Annotated in this window: 18 protein-coding genes; 9 read left to right on the top strand and 9 right to left on the bottom strand. The window is 65.6% G+C overall.

What is annotated here, in order from left to right:
- Nucleotides 1–58: 58 nt before the first annotated feature.
- Nucleotides 59–1,402: a UDP-N-acetylglucosamine 1-carboxyvinyltransferase gene (gene murA / locus KF708_04200; protein ID MBX3411896.1), complete on the top strand. Its 1,344-nt coding sequence runs from the start codon at nucleotides 59–61 to the stop codon at nucleotides 1,400–1,402.
- Nucleotides 1,403–1,699: 297 nt separating this feature from the next.
- Nucleotides 1,700–2,536, top strand: a complete 837-nt coding sequence (locus tag KF708_04195) for a metallophosphoesterase (GenBank protein ID MBX3411895.1) — start codon at nucleotides 1,700–1,702, stop codon at nucleotides 2,534–2,536.
- A gap of 237 nt (nucleotides 2,537–2,773) precedes the next feature.
- Here KF708_04195 and KF708_04190 read toward each other — a convergent pair whose 3' ends face one another.
- From KF708_04190 to KF708_04180, 3 genes are all read right to left on the bottom strand, one after another.
- Entirely contained in the window at nucleotides 2,774–4,135 is a 1,362-nt protein-coding gene (locus tag KF708_04190; GenBank protein ID MBX3411894.1) for a DUF1552 domain-containing protein, read from the bottom strand.
- Entirely contained in the window at nucleotides 4,132–6,513 is a 2,382-nt protein-coding gene (locus KF708_04185; protein MBX3411893.1) for a DUF1592 domain-containing protein, read from the bottom strand. The genes KF708_04190 and KF708_04185 overlap by 4 nt, the downstream gene beginning before the upstream one ends.
- Nucleotides 6,514–6,815: 302 nt before the next feature.
- Entirely contained in the window at nucleotides 6,816–8,411 is a 1,596-nt protein-coding gene (locus KF708_04180) for a class I SAM-dependent methyltransferase (GenBank protein MBX3411892.1), read from the bottom strand.
- Nucleotides 8,412–8,625: 214 nt separating this feature from the next.
- Between KF708_04180 and KF708_04175 the strand changes: the two genes are divergently transcribed.
- The 6 genes from KF708_04175 (at nucleotide 8,626) to KF708_04150 (ending at nucleotide 13,261) form a co-directional block, all read left to right on the top strand.
- Entirely contained in the window at nucleotides 8,626–8,961 is a 336-nt protein-coding gene (locus KF708_04175; GenBank protein MBX3411891.1) for a divalent-cation tolerance protein CutA, read from the top strand.
- On the top strand, nucleotides 8,961–9,404 hold the full coding sequence (locus tag KF708_04170) for a hypothetical protein (protein MBX3411890.1): 444 nt from the start codon (nucleotides 8,961–8,963) through the stop codon (nucleotides 9,402–9,404). Before KF708_04175 ends, KF708_04170 begins: the two co-directional genes overlap by 1 nt.
- Nucleotides 9,405–9,509: 105 nt before the next feature.
- A complete protein-coding gene (locus KF708_04165; protein ID MBX3411889.1) occupies nucleotides 9,510–10,481 on the top strand; it encodes a class I mannose-6-phosphate isomerase in 972 nt (323 codons plus the stop codon).
- A 214-nt stretch (nucleotides 10,482–10,695) separates the two neighbouring features.
- Nucleotides 10,696–10,974, top strand: coding sequence for a membrane or secreted protein (locus KF708_04160; protein MBX3411888.1), 279 nt, complete (start codon nucleotides 10,696–10,698; stop codon nucleotides 10,972–10,974).
- Between the two features lie 188 nt (nucleotides 10,975–11,162).
- A complete protein-coding gene (locus KF708_04155) occupies nucleotides 11,163–12,389 on the top strand; it encodes an rRNA pseudouridine synthase (protein MBX3411887.1) in 1,227 nt (408 codons plus the stop codon).
- The gene (locus tag KF708_04150; protein MBX3411886.1) at nucleotides 12,386–13,261 is read left to right on the top strand and encodes a dihydroorotate dehydrogenase electron transfer subunit; all 876 of its coding nucleotides are present in this window, start codon (nucleotides 12,386–12,388) and stop codon (nucleotides 13,259–13,261) included. The genes KF708_04155 and KF708_04150 overlap by 4 nt, the downstream gene beginning before the upstream one ends.
- A gap of 13 nt (nucleotides 13,262–13,274) precedes the next feature.
- On the opposite strand, the gene KF708_04145 is transcribed toward KF708_04150, so the two are convergent.
- Nucleotides 13,275–14,078: an enoyl-CoA hydratase/isomerase family protein gene (locus tag KF708_04145; protein ID MBX3411885.1), complete on the bottom strand. Its 804-nt coding sequence runs from the start codon at nucleotides 14,076–14,078 to the stop codon at nucleotides 13,275–13,277.
- A 66-nt stretch (nucleotides 14,079–14,144) separates the two neighbouring features.
- Complete coding sequence (locus KF708_04140) at nucleotides 14,145–16,082, bottom strand: hypothetical protein (GenBank protein MBX3411884.1); 1,938 nt, start codon at nucleotides 16,080–16,082, stop codon at nucleotides 14,145–14,147.
- Between the two features lie 333 nt (nucleotides 16,083–16,415).
- On the opposite strand from KF708_04140, the gene KF708_04135 reads away from it, so the two are divergent.
- A complete protein-coding gene (locus KF708_04135) occupies nucleotides 16,416–17,447 on the top strand; it encodes a hypothetical protein (GenBank protein ID MBX3411883.1) in 1,032 nt (343 codons plus the stop codon).
- 26 nt (nucleotides 17,448–17,473) lie between these two features.
- On the opposite strand, the gene KF708_04130 is transcribed toward KF708_04135, so the two are convergent.
- From KF708_04130 to KF708_04115, 4 genes are all read right to left on the bottom strand, one after another.
- The gene (locus KF708_04130) at nucleotides 17,474–18,025 is read right to left on the bottom strand and encodes a CoA pyrophosphatase (GenBank protein MBX3411882.1); all 552 of its coding nucleotides are present in this window, start codon (nucleotides 18,023–18,025) and stop codon (nucleotides 17,474–17,476) included.
- Between the two features lie 164 nt (nucleotides 18,026–18,189).
- On the bottom strand, nucleotides 18,190–19,851 hold the full coding sequence (locus KF708_04125; protein MBX3411881.1) for an acyl-CoA synthetase: 1,662 nt from the start codon (nucleotides 19,849–19,851) through the stop codon (nucleotides 18,190–18,192).
- A 19-nt stretch (nucleotides 19,852–19,870) separates the two neighbouring features.
- Nucleotides 19,871–21,475, bottom strand: a complete 1,605-nt coding sequence (locus tag KF708_04120) for a hypothetical protein (protein ID MBX3411880.1) — start codon at nucleotides 21,473–21,475, stop codon at nucleotides 19,871–19,873.
- A 13-nt stretch (nucleotides 21,476–21,488) separates the two neighbouring features.
- The gene (locus KF708_04115; GenBank protein ID MBX3411879.1) at nucleotides 21,489–22,820 is read right to left on the bottom strand and encodes an HD domain-containing protein; all 1,332 of its coding nucleotides are present in this window, start codon (nucleotides 22,818–22,820) and stop codon (nucleotides 21,489–21,491) included.
- Between the last annotated feature and the right edge of the window lie 6 nt (nucleotides 22,821–22,826).

Below are 22,826 nucleotides of genomic sequence, written 5' to 3'. Positions count from 1 at the left end.
CAGTGACTGAACGAAACGGGGCCTCGACTAGCAGCACCGTCAACTTTTGGAGCCAAGGATGGCCCAGCCGTCGAACGCCTCGAGCCAGGTTTTGCGCATCGCCGGTGGCCGCGCGCTCGCTGGTCGTGTAGCGGTCGGCGGCGCCAAGAATGCCGCCTTGCCCATCATGGCCGCGACGCTCCTCACCGACGAACCGGTGCGACTCTCGGGCGTGCCCCACCTGGCCGATGTCGAGACGCTCGCCCAGTTGCTCCGCCAACTTGGTGTCGCCGTCGAGCGCGACGAGCAAGATACGCTCTGCCTCGCGACCGTCGACGACGAGCCCGTGGTTGCCCCCTACACGCTCGTCGAGCGCATGCGGGCCAGCTTCTGTGTCCTGGGGCCCCTGGTCGCAAGGCGTGGGGGGGCCGTCGTATCGTTGCCGGGGGGCTGCATGATCGGCGATCGCCCGGTCGACTTGCACCTGGCCGGGTTGCAAGCGCTAGGCGCCGAGATTCAGATCGACCGCGGCTACGTCATTGCGCGTGCCCGACGTCTGTGCGGAGCGCGCGTCCACATGGCAGGCCGGCGCGGTCCCACGGTCACCGGCACCGCCAACATTCTCTGCGCGGCGACGCTCGCGCGCGGCACGAGCACGATCACCGGCGCGGCCGTCGAGCCCGAGATCGTCGACCTGGGCAACTTTCTCCGCGCCATGGGCGCCCGCATCGATGGTCTCGGCACGCCGACGATTCGTGTCGAGGGGGTCGAGCGCCTCGGCGGCGTCTCGCACACGGTCATTCCCGACCGCATCGAGGCCGCCACGCTGCTGATCGCCGGCGCCATGACCGGCGGCGAAGTGGAACTCACCGGAGCACGCCCGGCCCATTTGCGCCGCGTGCTCGCGGTGCTGGAACAGGCCGGGGCGAGGCTCGTCATCGAACGCGAACGTATCGCGCTGGCGGCGCCCGCTCGCTTGCGCGCGCTGCGGGTAGCTGCCGAGCCTTACCCCGGCGTGCCGACGGATGTACAGGCGCTGCTCACCGCAATGCTGCTCACCGCCCGGGGACACGGCCGGATCATCGATCGCGTCTTCGCCGATCGGTTTCTGCACGTCGATGAATTCCGAAGGCTCGGGGCCGACATCGTGCGCCGCGGCGCGACGGCGAGCATCGAAGGCGTGCGCCGACTGTCGGGCGCCACGGTCACCGCGTGTGACCTGCGCGCCGCGGCGGCACTCGCGCTCGCCGGACTGGTGGCCGAGGGAGAGACGATCGTCCGGCGGATCGACCACCTCGATCGTGGCTACGATCGGCTCGAGGACAAGCTGGCCGCGCTCGGCGCACGGATCGAACGCATCGTCGAGCCCCCTGTTCCGACAACTGCCTGGCGTCCCGACACCACCCGCCGCCATGCCGCCTGAGTGGTCCCTGCTGGGCCTAACGATCCCAGCGCGGCATTTGATACGCTTCTGGAACGGGTCGCGATTTCAGGGCGTCTACTCATATCTCCTCCTTGGCCGATCAAGGAATTCCAATCGGGATGCCGCTTTGTCCTTCGACTTTCCGCTTCACGCTGGACAAGGGGCGGTCGCCACGCGACGATATTCTTCCCACCTCTTGAACTTCGGAACGAACGTAATCTCCGATCCAGGGCATCGCCACGCGGTGGGAAGCACCGCGCAAGCGCGACATGAGGCAGGTAATACTTCGCGCACCCGATGAGTAGACTTCTCGCCATCAGCGACTTGCACCTCGACTACGAGGTGAACCGGCAGGCCCTGCTCGAGCTACTCCCCAGGCCGGGCGATTGGCTCATTCTGGCCGGTGACGTGGGAGACTCCCCCGAGCATCTCGAATTCGCACTGGCCACGCTCGCCCCCCGCTTTCGCCAGTTGATTTGGGTGCCAGGCAACCACGATCTGTGGACCCTGCCCGGCGCGGCCCACGGCCTGCGCGGCGTGGAACTGTACGAGCACCAGGTCGAGCTCTGCCGCTCGTACGGAGCCCTCACGCCCGAGGATCCCTACGCCACCTGGGACGGGCTAGGTCCACCTTGTGTCATCGCGCCGCTCTTCTTGCTCTACGACTACAGTTTTCGGCCCGTCGACGTGCGGCTAGAAAAAGCGCTCGAGTGGGCGGCCGAATCGGGCGTGATGGGGGCCGACGAAGGCTTTCTCCATCCCGATCCTTATCCCTCGCGCAGCGCCTGGTGCGAGGCTCGCTGCCGCCAGACCGAGGAGCGTCTCGCCCGCCTGCCGCGTGGCCTGCCGGTGGTCCTGGTAAACCATTTTCCCCTGCGGCAAGATCTCGTGCGGATGCCGCTCGCGCCCCGTTTCTCGCTCTGGTGTGGCACGCGACGCACCGAGGACTGGCACACCCGCTATCACGCCATCGCCGTCGTCTCGGGCCATCTGCACATCCGCGCCACCGACTGGCGCGACGGCGTCCGCTTCGAGGAATGCTCGCTCGGCTACCCACGCCAGTGGCAGCCGGAACGAGGCCTGGCCGCCTACCTGCGTGAAATCCTGCCCGGCCCGGTCGTGCGCCGCGTCTGAAGAGTAGCATCGATCATTTTGCGGATCGATTCACCTACCGGAGCGACAAGAGTCGCAAAATGGTCGATGTTGCGAAGCAACAAGAGGATGACGATAGATTCGCACTACGAAGTGTCGGCCCGTCATGGATCCTCTAATCGCTACACGACACGGACGATTCTCCGGCTCGGTATTGTTCGAGTCGGAACCCTCTCGCGGAAAATCGTGCTACCCTCCGCTCGTGGAACCGAGATCAGCTCATACCGAGAGATTTTCGAGCCGTCCCGTCGCATCACCCATCGTGTCGATCTTCACGTCGGCGCGATCGAGCAGCGAGAGGAACAGGTTCGCCACCGGCGTGTTCGGCTCGTAGCGCAGGTGCCGGCCCGGGCTGAGCTTGCCATTGGCCTTGCCCATGAGCAGCAGGGGCAGATCGTCGTGGTTGTGGCGGTTGCCGTCGCCGATGCCGCTGCCGTAGAGGATCATCGAGTGATCCAGCACGTTGCCCTCTCCCTCCTTGATCGCGGCCAGCCGCTCGACGAAGTAGGCGAACTGCTCCATGTGGAAGAGGTTGATCTTGCTGATCTTGACCTGCTTCGCTTCGTCATTCCCGTGGTGCGACAGATCGTGATGCCCTTCGCGCACCTCGAGGAAGGGATACGGTCGATTGCTCCCCTCGTTCGCCAGCATGAAGGTGGCGATGCGCGTGTGATCCCCCTGGAAGGCCAACGCCAGAATATCCGCCATCAGGCGCAGATGCTGCTGGTAGTCCCCCTTGGGAATGCCCGTGGGCTTTTCCATGTCGGGCTGTTCGATCGCCACTTCTTCGCCGGCGCGCTGGATGCGCAATTCCAATTCGCGCACGCCGCTAAGGTATTCTTCGAGCTTGCGGTTGTCGGTCTTGCCCAAGCGCCGCTGGAGTCGCGAGGCGTCGTCGCGAACGAAGTCGAGCACGCTTTTGCGATAGCGATCGCGCTGGTGGCGCGCCTCGCGCGATTCCGCCTCGTCCGGGCCGCCGAAAAGTCGTTCGAAGACGAGCTTCGGATCGATCTCCTTGCCCATCGGGGTCGATTCGGTCCGCCACGAGATGTTCGATGAGTAGGCACAGCTATAGCCCGAGTCGCACCCGCCGGCCTGCAGGCCGCGCTCGATGCCCAATTCGAGCGAGGGGAAGCGCGTCGTCTGCCCGATCTGCTGCGCGGCGTATTGATCGACGGAGACCCCCACCTTGATATTGGCGCCGCTCGTCTTGAAGGGTTGGCTCGCCGTCAGGAAGCAGGCCGCGGAGCGTGCGTGATCCCCCGGCCCGTCGCCGTTGGCCTTCGCCTTGTCGTGGGCCAGACCGGTGAGCACGGTCATGTACTCGCGATAGGCAGCCAGCGGCTGCAGCGTGGCCGGCAGCTCGAAGTCCGCGCCATCGGTGGCCGGCGTCCAGTCGGGCATGTGGACCCCGTTCGGCACGAAGAAGAACGCCATGCGCAACGGCGGGGTGGCCGACGCCGCGGAAGCCTCGCCAGCCAGCACGCGCAGCGGCTGCATCGCATCGAGCAGGGGCAGGGCCACGGTCGTGCCCAATCCCTTCAGCACCGTGCGACGACTGATGCGCCAGCTTTGACTCATGGGGTCTCTCCAGCAGAGTTCTCGGCGGGTTCCACAGGCGGGCTGTCGGTGGCCGCGACTTGCGTTGCGCGTCGCAGCCGGAAGGGATCGCTCGCGACGACCGCCGTCACCAGGGGGGTAAAGCGGTCGCCGTTATTCTCTAGCGCGTGGACGATGCTGTCCACCGCCGTGCGGTCATAATACTCCAGCCCGCGACCCAGGGCATAGGTCAGGAGCTTTTCGGCCAGCGAACGGCGGAATTCTCCGGAGCTCCCCAGCAGGATCTGGCGCAATTCGGCCGGTCCGGCAAAGTTTTCGCCCGAGGGAAGTGTGCCCGAGGGGTCGATGGGAAATTCACCATCCTTTTCGCGCCATCGGCCAACGGCGTCGAAGTTCTCCAGTCCAAAACCCAGCGGATCCATCCGTTCGTGGCACGAGGCGCAATTCGGATTCTCGCGATGCTGCACCATTCGCTCGCGCAGCGAGCCGGTTAACGCCGCCTGCTCTCCTTCAGCCAACAGCGGCACATCGGCTGGCGGCGGGGGCGGGGGCGTTCCCAAAAGCGTCTCGAGCACCCATTTGCCACGCTTCACGGGAGACGTGCGTGTGGGATTCGACGTGACCGTCAGCACCGAGGCCTGTGTCAACACGCCGCCGCGCGCCCCCGCGGGCAACTCGACGCGCCGGAACTCCTCGCCCGTCACTCCCTCGAGCCCGTAATGGCGGGCGAGACGCTCGTTCACATACGTGTAGTTCGCGTCGAGTAACTCGAGCACGCTACGATCCTCGCGCATCACGCCGGCAAAAAACTGGCGAGATTCCTCCGCCATCGCGGCGCGCAGCAGCTCGTCGAACTCGGGAAACAACTTCGGATCGGGCGCCAATCGATCGAGACTGCGTATCTGCAGCCACTGATCGGCAAAGTTGCGCACGAGCGCGTCCGATTTCGGATCGGTCAGCATGCGGCGGATCTGCGCCTCGCACGTCGCCGGCTCGTGCAGGGTGCCGGCAGCGGCAACGGCGAGCAACTCCTCGTCCGGCAGGCTGCTCCACAAGAAGTACGACAGCCGCGACGCCAACTCGTAATCGCTGATCGGCGCCGAGATCCCCCCCGGCTCGCTCGGCAGACGGTCTTCCTCGATGCGGAACAAAAAGCTGGGAGAGACCAATACCGCGGTCACCGCCAACTGGATGCTCTGCTCGAAACTCCCCCCCTCGCCCCGTCGCAGCTTGAACAACTCGACCAGGCGCGTCACTTCGTCGTCGGTGGCCGGACGGCGGAACGCGCGCGAGGCAAACTTCACAAGCAACTCTCGGGCGCAGGCATCGTCGGCCTCTCCTTCGGCCGGCGTGCGATAGATGATTCGCCGATGACTCTCGGGCAGAGGCGTGGGCTCTAGCGCGATCGGCCCCTCGACTTCGAGAAACGAGACGTAGAGATTCCGATCCCCCCGTTCCTCTTCCGGCCCCTTGGTGCGGTAGTAGTCGTTGTCGAACGAAACGGCGAATCGGTGCCGGCCGGCCTGCGCCTGGGCCCGGACCTCGTACACCCCCGGCGTTTCCACCTCCGCAGGCACGTCAACCACGTCGAGATGATCGCGACCGAGGTGGAAGCCCATCTTCACCGGCTCGCCGCCAGCCTGATCGCCGAAGGCCGACGCGCGGAGAATGTATTCGCCCGCAACGGGAAAATCCGGCTCGACGAAGATCTCTCCCTGCGAGTAGAGATTGCGCGTCGTATCGGCCGCCATGCCCCCTTCGACCCGTTTGTCGCCGGCGTCGAACCGGCGCACGGTCGAGAGATTCTGATCGACGGTCCGAATCGCGGCGTTGGTGACTTTCTCCGCCGCATCGAGAAACTTTTCGAGCAGCACCGGCGGCATCGAGAGCACATCACCGATGTTGTCGAAGCCGTAGCCGACGTCGTCGGCCGGAAAATCGGCCGCCGCATCGATCTCGACTCCGACCAGATCGCGAATCGTGTTGTTGTATTCCGCGCGGTTCAAACGCCGAATCGTGACGCGCCCCGGATCGACCGGCCCGCCACTATCTGGCGCCGTGCCGACCGTTTTCAACCACTCGACGATCTCGCGCCGTTCCGCTTTCTCCGGCTGCAGCTCATCCGCCGGGGGCATCGACTCGAAGTCGAGTTGCTCGGTCACCTTCTTCCAAACCGGCAAATGTTCGCGGAGCGATTGCCGCGAGGTATAGCCGTCGAACGACACGCCCCCCTTGGGCACATCCCCCGTGTGACAGGCCTGGCAGTAGGTCTCGAGGAAGGGAGTGACCCGCTGCTCGAAAAAGGCATCGGGCGAAAGTTCTTCCGCCGGTGCGGTTTCTTCCGCCCCGCTCCGGTGCGCCGCCAGGCAAATCAGTCCGATCGCCACTAGCCAAGCCACGGTCGATGCCCTGGCTGGACGGCGTGCGGCTGGCTTCACCATGCTTGCTCGCGACAAGATTTTGCGCATCACGGATAGTATTCGGGGCGACGTCGGAAAAGCGGCGTTCGGCAGACCAGATCGGGTGAGATCGCGTGCGGGACTCCAACGGAGCTGCGATCTCGGGCAGGTAGTCCCATTATAGGAACCGCCAGCGCGGCCTGTCGAGCAATTTTGTCGCCGAAAAGTGTTTCTGTAGCAAACTTTGCGCGAAACCACGCCCGCTCTTTCAGGGTACGTGGCGGCCACGATCGAGCCAGGCGTCAGGCCGCGCGACGCTGCGCTATGGCATTGTGCTTTCGCGCCGTCCAGCAAAGAAACAGCCCCGTCGGCTGCTGGTGATGCCCATGGGGAATGGAAGTCACCGCGATGTCTTCGCAGTGCGGCGTGAGCCAGGCAGTCACCTCGTCGGCCGCAAACCAGCGTTCCCAGGGCTCGTGCCGCGAGAGTGCCTGGTGCGACCGGCATTTGTCGATGATCAGGATGACGCCGCCGGGACGCACGGCGCGGCACAGTTCCTCGACGGCACGTCGTGGCACGAGCGAGTGCTCGAGCGCTTCGACCATGTAGGCGGCGTCGCAAGCGGCGTCCTGCACCGGTAGCCGCAGCAGATCGCCCTGCTGCCATTCGAGGTCGCACAGCCGGGGTAGTTGTTGCAGCGTGCGATCGGAAGCGTCGATGCCCAACCAGTGCCGTCCCGGCAATTCGTCGCGCAGGCGTCTCAGAAAGCGTCCCGCTCCGCAGCCCGCATCGAGCACTCGTTCCAATCCCTCCTGCTGTCGCAGCCAATGGACGACCGCGCGATAGCGACCGTCGGCGGCATCGATGGTCTCGGGCAAGTCGGCGCGCTGCCCTGCGAACGAGGCACGGACTTGCGCTTGCGCCGCTCGCAAGTAGTGGATTGTCGTCCACAGCTCGCGGTGCGCCACCAGTCGATCATCACCGCTCCCCACAAAGCGGCCTTCGCCGGTCTGCTTGGACGCCAGCCATTGCATGGCGCGATCGCCACGTTCGCGGTTCCCCAGTTCGAACCATACGGCCGCGGCGTGCGCCGTGGCCCAAGCCGACAGGTCCTCGGCATCGATGCGAGATGCCACGCCTCCATCGCTGCGCTGCGCCAAATCGAGCCAACGCGCGTGCCTTCGCGCCGCGTCGTTGCCGCCGAGTTCCAGCAGCGCGTCGATGGCCTGCGCCCAGAGGTGGCTCGGCGTCGTCCAGGGCGCCAGTTCGACGATTGACGTTGCCCTCTGGACGGCGCGTTCGATCAGGCGCTGCCAGTGCCCCTCCTGCCAACACGCGGCGAAGTTCGCCACCGGCGCCAGGCACGCGAGTCGCGCGAGGGGCGATCCCCAGCGATCCGGCAGGCTATTGGTCATATCGTCCGCGAGCAATCGCCCGCCCCGATCGAGGTGCGCCACGATGTACTCGCACGCGGCGAGAACTTTGCCCACGGGCAACTCTGCCTTGGAATCATCGTTCAAACGATCTGCCAGTCGCAGAAACAGGGCCGTCGCAAACAACGACGGAGCCCCCCCCGTCGCATCGGGAAGCGCGCCATCGCCGCGAAACAGTTTCAACGCCTGCTGCACGCAGCGCCGGGCATACTCCACCGCGCCGAAATCGACCAGCGCCACGCCCGCGGCACAGATCGCCGCCGCTCCCTGTTCTGCCACCTCGCCGCCGGCAACGGCGCCGAGGAGCCCATCGAGCGTTCGCTCGACCCCCTGCCCCTGCTCCGGCCCGCTCCGGCGGCGCAGCGCGTAACGGGCGCGGCGCTCGATCGCCTTGCTCAGCCGCGCCGTAAGCCGCGCGCGGGGAAGATCATCGCTCAAAATGCGAAGCGTTTCAGCGGCAGTCATCGCGGGTTCCTTCCTGCGCGGCGGCCGGGCGAGCCTTGGTCAGTCGATCGAATTCAGGGGGCGGCATTATCGCCGGACGAACAGGCTCTACCAACGGCAATTTGGCCTTACTCCGCCCAGTGCGCAGGCGGCACGGATGCCCCCTCGAGGCGATTACAGCCCCACGATGGCGCGGTATGCTGCCAACGAGCCACGCACCTCGACGAGTGAGCCCATGAGCGACTACCTGCTGATCTGCACGACGACCGAAACCCGTGCCCAGGCGGAGCAGATTGCCCGCGCATTGGTCGACGCACGGCTGGCGGCCTGCGTGCAGATCGAGGGCCCGATCACGAGCGTCTATCGCTGGGAGGGCGCCGTCACCCAAGCAGCAGAGTGGCGACTGACGGCGAAAACCCCAGCGGTGCTGTTCGACCGAGCGGTCGAGTTGATCCGCCGCGAGCACACGTACCAGGTGCCCGAGGTGATCGCCCTGCCCATTGTCGCCGGCAGTCGCGACTACCTTGCCTGGCTTTCCGCCGAAACCGACGCCACAGCGGAAGGATCCTGATGGCCGACACGTCGCTCTATCGTTTCTACGTCACGTTGCACGCGCGCCCGGCCGAGGCGCACGCCGGTTCCAAACTCGTACTCGGTGGGCAGACGATCCAGACGCTCGACGTGAACCCTGCCGAGTTGCGCGTGCCCTGCGCGTGCAGTTTCGAAGAGGCCACCGACGCCCTGTCGCGGTTGCCGCGCATGTATTGCGAGCCCGACGGATCGTTCGTCTGGGTCTCGCCACAGAGCGAGCCGTGCTGGCAGGTCGACGGCAACCTTTACGATCGCGATGGCCGGCTCTTGTTCGTCGATCTCAAAGGCACGTGTCCCGCGGTTCACTTCGACGAATTGCTCCGCGCGTTCGGCTGGCCTGAAACGCAGGTCGTGTTCCAGTTGGTGCGCGAGGCGGTCTTCGTCGACGAAGCCGAGTTTCGCCGACTCGCGAGCGTTGCTTGAGGTCAAAGCGAGGTTCAAGCCTGCCGCGAAATCTGCCATGATGGGCGCGGAAGCACTTCGTGGTGCGTCGCACGCCACGATCATCGACCGGAGGGAACATTCGCGATGCCGCGTCTGACGCCGTTACGCATGCAACCGATTCTGCGTCGCTACGTCTGGGGGGGCACGCGCTTGGGAAGCCTCCTCGACAAACCGGTCGGAGATGACCCGTATTGCGCCGAGAGTTGGGAGATCTGCGATCGGGGCCCCGATCAAACCATCGTCAGTCACGGTCCCCTGGCGGGGATGACGCTGCACCAACTCGTGCAGGAACACGGCGAGGAACTGCTCGGTCGACATCATCCGCAGCCGGCCTTTCCATTGCTGTTCAAGTTTCTCGACACCGCGGCGCCCCTTTCGGTGCAGGTACATCCCGACGATGCCCTGGCGGCGCAGGCTCGCACCCCCGACCTGGGCAAGACCGAAGCCTGGTACATCCTCGATGCCGAGCCCGAGAGCGTGATCTATGCGGGTCTCAGCCCGGGCGTCGATCAAGGCACGTTCGAGGAAGAATTGCGCAGCGGCCTGTGCGAAACCTGCCTGCACAGCTTCGAGCCGCGCGCCGGCGATTGTGTCTTCGTGCCCGCGGGCGCCGTACACGCCTTGGGGGCGGGTCTGCTCGTCGCCGAGATTCAACAGGCGAGCGACACCACCTATCGTCTGTTCGATTGGAATCGCTTGGGTACCGACGGCAAGCCACGTCCGTTGCACGTCGAAGAAGGCCTGCGGGCCATCCATTTTCGGCTCGGTCCGATTGGCCCGGTCATCGGGAGCCCCACGGTCCACGACGAAGCAACGCGGCTCGTCGCATGCGACAAGTTCGTGTGGGATCGCTGGACGATCGACGAGGCCATCACCCTCGGCGGCGATCATCGCTGCCACCTGCTCGCCGTCGTCGAAGGAGAGTTGCACGTCGCCGGCGACCCGGCCCGTCGTCCGCTGCGACGGGGAGAAACGATGCTGTTACCGGCCGCTTGTGGCGCCACCGCGTTGCGCCCCCACGGCAACGCCTCAGTCCTAGATGCATATCTTCCCTAGCCCGTACCGCCGGCATCCCCTTCGACCGGAATGGCTTGCGCCCGGCTCAAGTCGTGTGCGTGGCAGCGTCGATGCGACAGCAGAGACGCAAGCACGCGGCGGGCCAGTTCGCCTTCTAGCGGTCGAGCCGCGTACCTATAATCCGCCGCTTGTCGTCGTGGGGCACGAAATCGTACACCGGCTCTACGGGGCCGATCGGGAAAGGTCGATCAGCATGCGATCCGCCGCTCTACTTCTGGGTTGCCTGTTGATGGCCACGGTGTCCAGTGGATGCGGCGGCGGGGGTGGAGGCGGATCGTTCTTGAATCCCCCCAGCGAACAGCAACAACGCGCCACCGCGCAACGCTTCGATCCCTATCCCGAGAACGATACCGGCCCGCCGATTCTGGGCGGTCGACCGCTCGGCTATCGCGAGCCGATCGCCGAACCGAGCCGCGCTCGCTGGAATCCTTCGACCTGGTTCAATCGCCACGGCTCGCCGCAGTCGTATTAATCCCCGCCGGCAGCCACGTTGCTGCACCGGGCCACGGGTCTGCTTTTAGCCGTCCATTCACCGCCGGATGACGTTGCGCGCTGCCCGACGCCGCTAGTCGTCCGCCTCCTCTGGGCTATGATGGGGACACGGCGTGGCTAGGCTGCGCGGTATCTCTCCCTGGCCCCCAGCAGAACGGCAGCCCGTCCATGCCCCCCTCCGAACCCTCGCGAGCGAAACGTCGTCCGCGGGGAAAACCCTCCGGCAAGCCGGCCAAGTTTCGCCGCGGCAAGCCCGGCAGCGCGCCGCGCAAACGCCCCGCGGCCGGCGCAAGTTCAGCCTCCCCCCGCGACGACTCCCCAGAACGCCGCCTGCAGCAAGTCCTCGCCGCCGCCGGCGTCGGCAGTCGCCGTCATTGCGAAGAGTTGATCCTCGCCGGGCGAGTCGAGGTCGACGGAGAAGCGGTCACCAAGCTCGGCACCAAGGTCGATCCCGCGCGGCAACAAATCCGACTCGACGGCGAAGTACTCGTCGCCGAGCGCAAGTCTTACTTTGCCGTCCACAAGCCGGTGGGCATCGTGTCGACGAACCACGATCCGTCGGGCCGACCGCGGGTAATCGATTTGCTCCCCCCCTCGGTAGGACGAGTCTACACCGTGGGGCGCCTCGACAAATCGAGCGAGGGGCTGATCCTGGTCACCAACGATGGTGAGTTGGCCGAACGCCTGACGCATCCCCGTTACGGCGTCGCCAAGACCTACCACGTGCTGGTCGCGGGACAGATCTCCCCCGAGGAATTGGCTCGCCTGCAGCGCGGCATCCACCTGGCCGAAGGCTTCGCCAAGGTCGAAGGCGCCCGCATCAAGAAAGCTCAAAAGCAAAGCTCGCTCCTCGAGATCGTGCTGCGCGAAGGCCGCAATCGCGAGATTCGCCGCCTCTTGGCCCGGGCCGGGCATAAGGTCCTGCGATTGAAACGCATCGCCATTGCCAATCTCCGCCTGGCCGATTTGCCGAGCGGCGCCTACCGCATGCTGCGCGCCGACGAGGTGCGCGATCTGCGGCGTGCCACGTTCGTCGGCCGTCCAGCGGCGGAGACCACGATCGAAGCCGTCCACGAGAGCCCTTCCATCCAGGAAGAGCCCGCTCTCACGACCGCGCGCCCCGCGAAAGAGGCTGCCCCCCCCGGCAAGCCCCCTCGCCAACGACCACACGCAGGGGGTCCCAGACAGCGTCCAGCCGGACGCGGCAAGAAACCGTTCGAGCGCGGCGGCCAGCGTGCCGAACGCCCGCCCCGCAAGCGGGGCGGCCCCCCAAAAAAACCGCTAGGAGCCACGATCATCGGTGGCGACGAACCCGAGGTTCCCGCCGCCACGCGCGAAGGGGGCCGACCCGCCAGACGCCCCCCCCGCCCGAAGCCGCGGGGACGCCGCGCATGAGCGATCCGTTACGCCAACCAACTTTTGCCGATCGCGCCTGCCACGCGCGCGTCGAGATCCTCGAAAACGAGCGTCTCGCGCGCGATACCTATCGCGTGCGCTTTGCCTGCCCGACGATCGCCCAGCGGATCGTGCCGGGGCAGTTCGTCATGTTGCGTCTCTCGCCGGGCGATGATCCGCTGCTGGGCAGACCGCTCGCGTTCTACGACACGATCGACGGCGCCGACAGCCGCCCCGAGGCGCTCGACGTCGTCTACCTCGTCGTCGGCAAGATGACGAGCCGGCTCGCGCGTTGCGTGCCGGGACAGGAACTCGAGGTGTGGGGCCCCCTCGGCAACGGCTTTCCCGTCCGCGAGGCACGCCACGTCATCATGGTGGCGGGCGGCATCGGTCAGACGCCCTTCGTGGCCGTAGGTCGCGAAGCGCTGGGGCTGCGAGCTTATGGCGCCCCGGCCCGGCGCGTGCCTCGCGCCGAACGCGTCACCTTCTGTTACGGCGCCCGCACGGCGGAATATTTCGCCGGCGTCGATGATTTTCGTCGCCAGGGAATCGACGTGCGGCTCAGCACCGACGACGGCTCGGCCGGACATCACGGTCTGGTGACCGAAGTGCTTGCCGACGTCCTCTCGCGCGAGCAGCCGGCCGACTGTCGCGTCCTCTGCTGCGGCCCGGAGAAGATGATGGAAGCGGTGGCGCATCTCACCGCCGAACGCGGCTTCCGCTGCGAGTTGTCGCTCGAGACGCCGATGGCGTGCGGCCTGGGAATCTGCTTCAGTTGTGTCGCCCGCGTGCGCGACGAAAGTGGCAACTGGGATTATCGGCGCACCTGCGTCGAAGGACCCATCTTCGACGCGGCCACGATCGAGTTCTAAACAGACGCCGTGGCTATTTGCCGCGGAACTCCGCGGGGCGCTTGCTGAGGAAGGCCATCACCCCTTCCTTGAAGTCTTCGCTGGCGAAAAGCTCTTCCTGCAAGTCGGCCTCGCGCGCCAGGGCCTGGCCGATCGTATGATCGCCCAGCGAAGCCCGCATGGCACGTTTCGAACGCTCGAGCGAGAGCGGAGCCTTCTTGGCCAGCGACGCGGCGAACTCCTGCACCTGCTCCTCGAAGTTCGCCGTGGGGTAGACGTGATTCACGAGCCCCCATGCGTGTGCTTCCTCGGCCGTGACCCGTTCGCCCAGCATGGCCATCTCGAGCGCGCGTCCCAACCCCACCAGCCGCGGCAGGTGGAACGTGCCGCCTCCGTCGGGAATCAGGCTGATGTTGACGAAGATGTGCGAAAAGAACGCACGATCGCTCGCCAGACGCATGTCGGCGGCCAGGGCAAAATCGCAGCCGATCCCCGCCGCGGCGCCATCCACCGCCGCGATCACGGGCAGCGGAGATTCGACCATACTCTTGATGAGCGGATGGTAGTGATCGGCTAGCAGCTTCTTGACGCTGGGCATCTCTCCCGTGAAGGCGCCGGCCACGGCCTTGAGGTCGGCCCCCGACGAGAACGAACCGCCACTGCCCGTGAGCACGATCACGCGGGCCCCCTCCGAGGCCGCGCTGTCGATCTCCGCCCGTGCCAGATCGGCCGATTCGAGCGTGACCGCGTTACGCACCTCGGGGCGGTTGAATCGCACCCACTTCACGCCTGCTTTCACTTCACCCACGACGATCGGTGCGGCAGTCGACTGGCTCATGTTCGTTCCCCTGCAAGGTACAGCACTTCGCTTCGGCCACGGCACATCGGGTGCCACGAGACGCGTCTAGAAGGGGGCGCCGCCCGTGCCCGGACCGCCACCCCGAATCATCTGGCCGATCAGCGGCGTGAGGAGCGTCAAGGTCTTGAACGCCCCGCGACCGATGGTGGAGTCGAGACGCAAATTTCCCTCGTCCGTGGGCGCGGCGGTGATGGTCATCAAATCGGAATCCGCTCCCTTGTGCGACAGGTTCATGCCCAACATCGAGAAGGCGAGCTTCTGCGTCGAGTCTTGCACCGTTTCGCCCATCATGCGCGTCAACGGTTGCAGGTGGGCCGTCACTTGCAGCGGCTTGACCGAGACGGGCGCCCCCGATATGGCCGCCTTGAGATTCGGCAACGCCTCGGGGCCGATCGCCATCCAGGCCGCGCCGTCGTTGAAGGCGACGTGAATCGCCAGTCCACCGAAGAGCTTGTCGAATGGCTTCAACTCATCGGTCGGTTTGACGACAAGCTTGTGAATCTTCGTCGTCTCGTGCTCGTCGACCCCAAGCTTGGCTTCGAGGACGTTCGGATCATTCTTGGCCATCTCGATCATCTGCTCGAAGACCTTCTCCAACGCCGACGAATCGGCCACGGCGGCGCCTGCCACCAGCGTCATGGTGCGGCCCGACTTCGTAATCGTGAGCGCAAGGTCGAGCTTACCCCCCTCGACCGTCGCTTTGCCCTGCTCGAGGAGTTGCGTGGCAAGATCCTTATAGGCGGTGCGTTCTTCGTCTGAACTGACGATGGCCGAGCTGTTTACCAACTCGTTCAAGGCACCTTCGTACGCGGCCAATTCGGCCCGCATGTGCGACATCATGCCTTCGTCGAGCGGACCCGTCAGATTGACGGCCAACACTGGGTCCTTCACGCCGACGATGCCGCCAAAGCGTGTCTCGACGCTGCTCAAACCCTCGAATTGCGACTTGAGCGGGCTGTCGGCCAATGGCTCGACGAGCGTTTCGCTCACCAGGCGGCTTGTTTCCTGATCGATTTTGACGCCCCACGTCACCCGTTCGACCTCGGCCAAGGCACGCCGAAAGAACTGCACGCCCCCGTGGGCCATCTCGTGACGCAAGGCATATTGGGCATCCGATTCACCCGGCCGCGGCTTCAAAAACTCGCCCAGCAGGGCGCCGGAGTGATCGATCAACAGCGAACGCAGCACCTCGGGCACGTTCTGCACGTTCCACTGGGCCGCCATGTCGTAGCGCGAGGGCAAGTCCCCCACCAGCGCCAGCGGATCGGGCGGGTTCACCAGATGATCGGCCGTCTGCGCAATAAAGGCCCAGCCGTTCACCTCTCGCACCACGCCGGTCAGCGTCCCCTTGCCCACGATGTACGAACCGTCGTCCTGCAGCTTCCATTCCTGGAAGACGATCTTGAACGATTCCATCAGATCGCCCAGTCCGTTCTCGACGATCGGCACGAACGCGACGGGCGAAATGGCCACGCCGTCGGTCAGCACGACGAAGCCCCAGGGGCGCGTCTGATCGACGCCCGGCATGTCGCGCAACGAGAAGCGATTGACCTTCTTCTTCGGCTTGGCGTTCCCCTGGGCCGCGGCGCCCGCTGGCTTTTCCTCGGCCGGAGCCTGTTCGGCGTTCTCGGTCGCGGCGGCTTCCGCGGCGGGCTCTTCAACCGCGGGCTCTTCAACCGCGGGCTCTTCGGCCGCGGCCGGGACGCCGGGACCCGCGAGCGGGCCCAGCAGCTTATCGCGCTGGGCCAGGATCTCGCCCAACAGAATCTCGAACGAATCGATGAACTCGTCGTCGTCACCCTGGGTGCCGATGTACTTCACGTCCTCGACGAACTTCTCGAGACTCTGCGTCGTGAAAACGAGGATCGGCTCGAGCGGACCCGTCGCAATGCTGTCGATCTCCGTCGCCACCGGAGCGGTCGCCACTTCTTGCGCCTGCGCGGGCTGGTGCCACGCCACGCATGCCAGGGTTAAGAGAGTCAAGACGACGGACGATCGGTGCCAGGTGCGCACAGTGCGAATCTCCACGGAGTAGTGCTGCGAACGGCGGCTACGCGAGCCGCCCGATAGCTTGCTTTCCAGGGAACCACGTATGTCTCGCGCGGCCTGTACGGCCGCCCGCGGCCCCATCCAAAGGTGGCACGAGCCTAACACCTAGCTGCCTTGAAAGCCAGTCCCACGGCACGCCGCAGGCCGGGCTCCCCGCGCACCGACAGGTGCCTCCTGGTAGCGAAAGACACGGACACTGGCGTTGCCACACCTGTCGTACTGGAACAGAATAGTGAAAGTTTCACTCCACACGAGGCCGCATTGCTCATGCCACGAATTTCCTGCTGCTACTGGTGGCCCGCGTCGATTTTGCTCGTCGTCATTGCCTTGAACTTGGCCCCCCCAGTCACACTGGCCGCTCCGAAGGATCGCCCGGCGATCAAAACTTCGTTCGAGCAGCTTTCTTGGCACGAAGATGTGCGCGAATTGATAGCCGCCCTGGGCGAAGAGGGGCCCACGCTCCAGCCACTGCTGCCCCGGTCGGTGATCCTCTCGGCAAGCGGCCGGCTCCGTCCCCAAGCCGCCGCGGTCGTCATGCGACGACTGTCCGATCCGGCCTTTATCGCCCGACTCGAGCCCACTCGGCCCGAAATCGCCAACGTCTTCGCCGGGCTCTCCACGGCGATTCCCTTGCTCGACGAGATCGAGCCCGAGGTGCAGCTCATCGTGGCGCGACAGTCGTTCCGCGATGCGGGCGACGCCGTGCCGATGGGCAAGTTCCCTGCCGTGGCCCTCGTGTTCGTGCCGCAAGACACGCGACGGGCGAAGCAACTCTTTCTGAGCGCCTTCTGGGCCGCCATGGCGCAGGCCAACGAAACGGCCAAGCTGACCGGGCGCCCTCGCCTGCGCATGGAAAGCCGCCGTCGCGGAGATGGCTTTTTCGCCGGAGCCACCTTTGTGCCCCTCGAGGGAGAAAAGTACCGGGGACTGGCCGATTACAACGTCTCCCCCGCGATCGGCACCGCCAGCCGGATCTTCGTGCTCTCGAGCAGCAAAGAGCTCGCCGCCGAGCTGGTGGAACTAGCCGCCGGCAAGGAACCCACCTTCGAGCATGTGCCCGGCAGCCTGCGCATCGACGTGGGGCCAGTGGCCGCCGGCGAGTTGATGCTCGACAATGTCCCCTCGGTGGCCGACTTACTCTTCGACGACGACGCGGCGTTGCGTCGCGCCGTACACCGCGTGTCGGACGAAGGCTCGCGTTTCCTCGCGGCGCTGCCCCATCCGCGCTGGCAGCTTCCCAGCCGTCCGCTGGCGCTGCTGCGTCGACAGCTCGACGATGCCATCGGCGATCTGCGCTAGCGCGGCGCTTCCAGCACACGAAGCGCTCACGCCGCGGCCGCGGCGCTCAATTCGTCGGCCAGGGCGATGAACTCTCCCAGGATCATGCCGGTCGCGCCCCAGATGCAGTGCCCGCCAAACAAGAGATGCGGCGCCGAGAATTCGATACCGCGATGATCGCGCGCATGCCGGCCGATGTTGGTCGGATCGGTCATGTAGGGGAGGGGGACTTCGAGCACCTCGGCCACTTCATGCTCGTTGGGGACGAGCGTGGGGCGCTCGTGCAGCACCCCCACCCAGGGCGTGACCTGAAAGTTGCTCACGAACAGATAGAGGGGCGAAAGCTCGCCCAACAGTTCCATGCGCGGATCGTCGACGCCGAGTTCCTCGGCCAGTTCGCGCAAGGCGGCCTCGCTCGTCGATTCGCCAGGCTCGATCAAGCCACCCGGCAGGCTCACCTGACCGGCATGATCGGTCATGGTCGTGGGACGCACCGTGAAGGGCATGTGCCAGACGCCGTCCACGGGATACAGCAGCGCCATCACCGCCGCGCGGCGGGCCCCCGGGGGGGGCGGGGCAAAATGCCGGCCGTAGCTCATCGCCGGCTCAAAGCGCGACTGCGCCGGCCGCCCCGGCAAAGGGTGCTGCAATCGCGCCCCCAACCGCGACGGAAACTCAACATCGAAAGAAGCATTCATCATCCGCAACCGTCAGATTTCTCCGCGCCTCCATCGCTCCGCGTAAGCCCCATTTCCGCGCGTTATCAGGTCTTCGGTTGAGCGGAAAACTCACGCTCGCGCAACAGGCCCCGTTTGATCTTCCCGCTCGGTGTCTTGGGCAATTCCGCGACGAACTCGACCTTGCGCGGATACTTGTACGGCGCGGCGTGCGATTTGACCCATTCTTGCAATTCGCACGCCAAGGGATCGCTCGCCACTCGATCGACGCGGAGCACGACAAAGGCCTTGATAATCATGCCGCGCAGCTCGTCGGGGCTGGCCACCACGGCCGACTCCAGCACCGCCGGATGCTCGGCCAGGCAGCTTTCCACCTCGAACGGCGACACGCGATAACCGCTGGCCTTGATGACATCGTCGCCGCGTCCCTGAAACCAGAACAATCCCGCTTCGTCCTGACGCAGCACGTCCCCCGAGTAATACCATTCGCCGCGAAACACCTCGGCCGTGCGGTCCGGCTTGTTCCAATACTCTTTCATCATGCCTGGGTGCGTATCGCGGCGCACGCACAGAATGCCGGGCTCGCCGCGCGGCACTTCGCGCAGCTCGTCGTCCATGAGCTTGATCACGCAGCCCGGCGCCGGGCGTCCGCAACTCCCCGCCATCACTTCCTCGCCCACGCGCTGAAAGCAGTACACCATGCACTCGCTCATGCCGATGCCGTCGAGTGGCGTGAACCCCAGGGTGCGGCGCACCCCCTCGAACGTGTCGGGGGGCAAGGGCTCGCCTGCGCTCGTGCCATGACGCAGGCTCGCAACGTCCGCCTCGTGAACGGCCGGGTCGGCAGTCAGCATGCGAAACATCGTCGGCGTGCCCACGAAGTTCGTGATGCCGTACCGCGCGATCAAGCGAAACCAGGCCGCCGGATGAAAGCGACCGTCGAGCGGATGGTAGAGCACCGTCTCGATGCCCGAGCGCATCGAGTACAGAAACGTCGAGGCCACCGGCAGCAGCCAGCCGACCTCGGCCGGGCAGGTGCAGACGTCGTCGTCGCGATAGTCGTGCCAGTGGCGAATCAGCGGATCGTACGAAATCGGGTAGCGGTGGTAATGCACCACCCCCTTCGGATCCCCCGTCGTGCCCGACGTGTAGGCGATAAAAGCCACATCATCGCTGGCCGTGTCTGCCGGCGAAAACGCCTCGTCCCCCGACGCGATGAGCTCGGCCAGATCGAGTTGCCGTCCGGCCAGCTTCGCGCCGGCATAGGGTAGCGCCAGCACATGCTTCAAGTCGGGCGCGCGAGACCAGACGCGCTCCACTTCGCCCGCCAGACCGGTCGTCGTCACGACGGCCACGGCGGCCGAATCGCGCAAGCGGTATTCGATCTCGCTCTCGCGAAACTGCGTGCTGGAGGGAATGAACACGCCTCCCAGCTTCGCCACCGCGAGCGAGGCGATGTAAAACTCGGGCAGATTCGGCAAGCGCAACAAGACGCGATCGCCACGCCCCACGCCCAGCTTCGCCAGCGACGAGGCCAACCGGCTGCTCGCCGCATCCATTTCGGCATACGTATAGCTGCGGGCCTCGCCGGCCGAATTCTCCCAGGCCAGGCAACGCTTATCCCCGCGCCCTTGGGCCACGTTGCCTTGTGTCAAAGACACCCCCAAGTTGTATCGAGCCGGGATGCCCGACCAGGGATCCGTCTCGCGCCAGAGCTTTTCGTACGCCAACTGCGCGTCGGAGGGCATGGAGCTTTTCGCAGGGGGGTCAGCGATCGAGCCGATAGACAGCGTACGAATTATTCTGATACACCAGATCCAGGGCAAGACGAGGTTGGGCCTCGACCAACAGGTACGCCGCGTCGTACGTGTCCCCCAATTCATGCAAACGCTCCGGCGATAGCTCATTGAGCGACCCCACCCAGCGTTGAGGAACCCGGCCGGGATCGCGGTAAATCTCGCGTAATCTCAGCCGCCACTCGAGCAAACTGGCCGCATCCTGGGGGACATCCTTCCACGTGGCCACCTCGCTCCGGGCGGAATACCACTTGAAGGAACTTTCCATCCGCGGGGTGAGAAAGCGGGCCTCGGGAGGGGTCTTCTCGGCAATCCATGCGCACGCGGCGCGCCAATCGGCAAACTGCTCGCCGCGGGTCGCCGCAGGCTCGGCCGCGAAACCGCGAAAACTCCGCGGCGCCCGCACCGTGGCGATCGTCCAGAATCGTTCGGCCGTATACGCGCTCACGAAGATCGCCAGCGCCACCAATACCCCCCGCTTCCACCGCTGTCGTGCGATCCGCGCCACATCGGCATCGCTCAGGCTCAACCCATTCACCACGAGCAAAGCCACCGCGGCAGGCACCAACACATCCGCCAGACGAAACCAATAGAACTTCATCAGCGCGGCGTGCAGGGCGCGATCCCCCAACGTACACGTGCTCACGATCCATCCCACGGCCGAAATGACGATCGTGCCATGCGTAAACCAGCGCAACTCGCGCGGCAGCCACGCCCGTGGCGTGAACCAGGCCAGCCCGATCCACGCCGCCATGAGCGACATCGCTCGAACCACCTCTGCCGGTTGAAAACTCGTGGGATCGAGATGATGCGCCAGCCGGCGATAGACGTAAATCATGTTCGCCGTGCGCACCGTATCGGGGTCGCTCTTCGCCGTCAGCAAAAGTGCGGCAGAGAGCCCCGGCAGCGACAAGATCAAACCGATCGACAGGCCCCCCAGCATCGATCCAATCGAAGGACGCTCGCGCCCCATCGCGAGCCAGGCAACCCCCGCCGCCAGAACCGACCAGCCCCCCACGAGCACGTGAAACGACGACGCGGCGCCGAACCAAATCCACGCGGCGTTCCACCGTGTCCGGGCTAGCGCCGCCATGCCGAGAAACACCCCCGCGTAAGCAACCCCCTTCGCTTCGGCCCCCCCGACGGCCCATTCGCCCGCCATTTCGCATTGCTCGGCCAACAGCACGAACAGCCCGGCCGCCAGCGGCGCCAGCCAGCGCCGCGCGGAGATCGCATTCCACAACCGGCACCAGGCGAAGGCCTCGAGCGCCCAGACGATCCAGCGCACCGTCCAGGCGTACGCATCGCGCGGCAGGTACGAAAGCCAGCCCAGCGCCCAAGTGAACGTGGGATGGCCATCGGCCGCGTCGTAGAAGAAATCGTTCGGCACCCAGTCGGGCTGCCACTGGTGCTTGGTCTTGCCGAGATAGTGCGCCTCATTCGCCTCGGGCAGCGGCCACGCCACCAGCAGCGCGAACATGGCCAGCACCGCCGCCACCTGCCCGAGCTCAACGAAGAACGATCCCCCCACGGTCGGCCCGTCGTCGCACAGGGTTGCGGCAGAACTTTGTTCCACGACCGGCTCCCGGTTACTCGGTCCGGTCGACCGCCTGATGCACCAGCGTGGGCAACTCGGGCGATTCGCGCAGTGCCTCGGCGATCCGCGGGTGCGCGAAGATCCGCACGCGTTTCACGTAGTCGTCGAACTGCTCGCGCGCCAGCGTCCGCACGACGGGGGACACGTCTTCCAAACGGCGATACGCCTGCTGCTTGCCGAAGCAGACCTCGACGTTGAACTCCACTTCGCGCTCGACGGGGGGCGCATCGAACAAGATCTCGTGTGGCGCCACGACGCGCCCCAGGTGCGTGCTGGCCAGCGTCGCGAACTCCGCGGCACACGCCGCCAGCCAGGGATAGGGACGCCGCGCCAGCCGCGCGTAAAGCTCCTGATCTTCGAAGTAGCTGTATTGCCCGACCCGTTTATAAAGACGCCGCGCCGGCCCGAATAGGCCGTTCAACAGGTCGGCCGCCGGTCCTCCGGTGGCCACGCGGCGCAGCTCGGCAATCATCGGCTCGTCGGTCAAGCGAAACAGCGCATCGAGATCGAGCTGATTCATCAGCAGATAAAAGGCCCGTTGCAGCATGGCGGTCGCCGAGCGAACCCCGTGGTGCCAGTAGACCTCGCTGAACATGACGTAGCGTGCAAAGACCAGCAACTCGGCCGCGGTACGTCCCTTGTCGGTTACCGCGAGACCATCGCCGGCCTCGTTCAGGCACAGGCTGCCGATCAAGCGCCCCTGATCGAAATGCCGACCGTAGGGGACGCCCGCGTGCAGGCTGTCGCGCCCGAGGTAGTCCATCTTGTCGATGTCGATCGGCCCCGACAGCATGCTCGCCAGGATGCGCGAGCGGGCGTCGCGCGGCCGTGCCGACAACAGCGCCACGACATCGCGCGGATTGACTCCCCAATCGTCGCGCAGCGTGTCGGCCACCTCCCCTTCGAGCAGAAAGCTGTTGGCGAACAACTCGTGCTGCGGCACACCGGGCAATCGCATGTCTTCGATCGGATGGCAAAAGGGCCAGTGCCCCAGGTCGTGCAACAGCGCGGCGGTGATGAACACCTCGGCATCTTCCGGACGCACGGTCGACGTGAAACGCTCGTCGTACGAAAGCTGCTTGAGATACAAGAGCGCGAGACGATAGACCCCCAGCGAATGCTCGAAGCGGGTATGGATCGCCGCCGGGTAGACGAGCGAAACCAGCCCCAACTGACTGATGTGAGCCAGCCGACGGAACTCGCGCGTGTCGATCAACTGCCTCACGCGCGGCGTCAGGGGCACGTCGGTCTCGGGCGGAATGCGCACGATCGAACGGCGATGATCGAGCCCGGCAATCTCCGGAATGTCACGAATCGTGGACATACTCTT

Source organism: Pirellulales bacterium (genome assembly GCA_019636335.1).
Taxonomy (GTDB): domain Bacteria; phylum Planctomycetota; class Planctomycetia; order Pirellulales; family JAEUIK01; genus JAHBXR01.
This window is presented reverse-complemented; position numbering and strand designations above follow the sequence as displayed.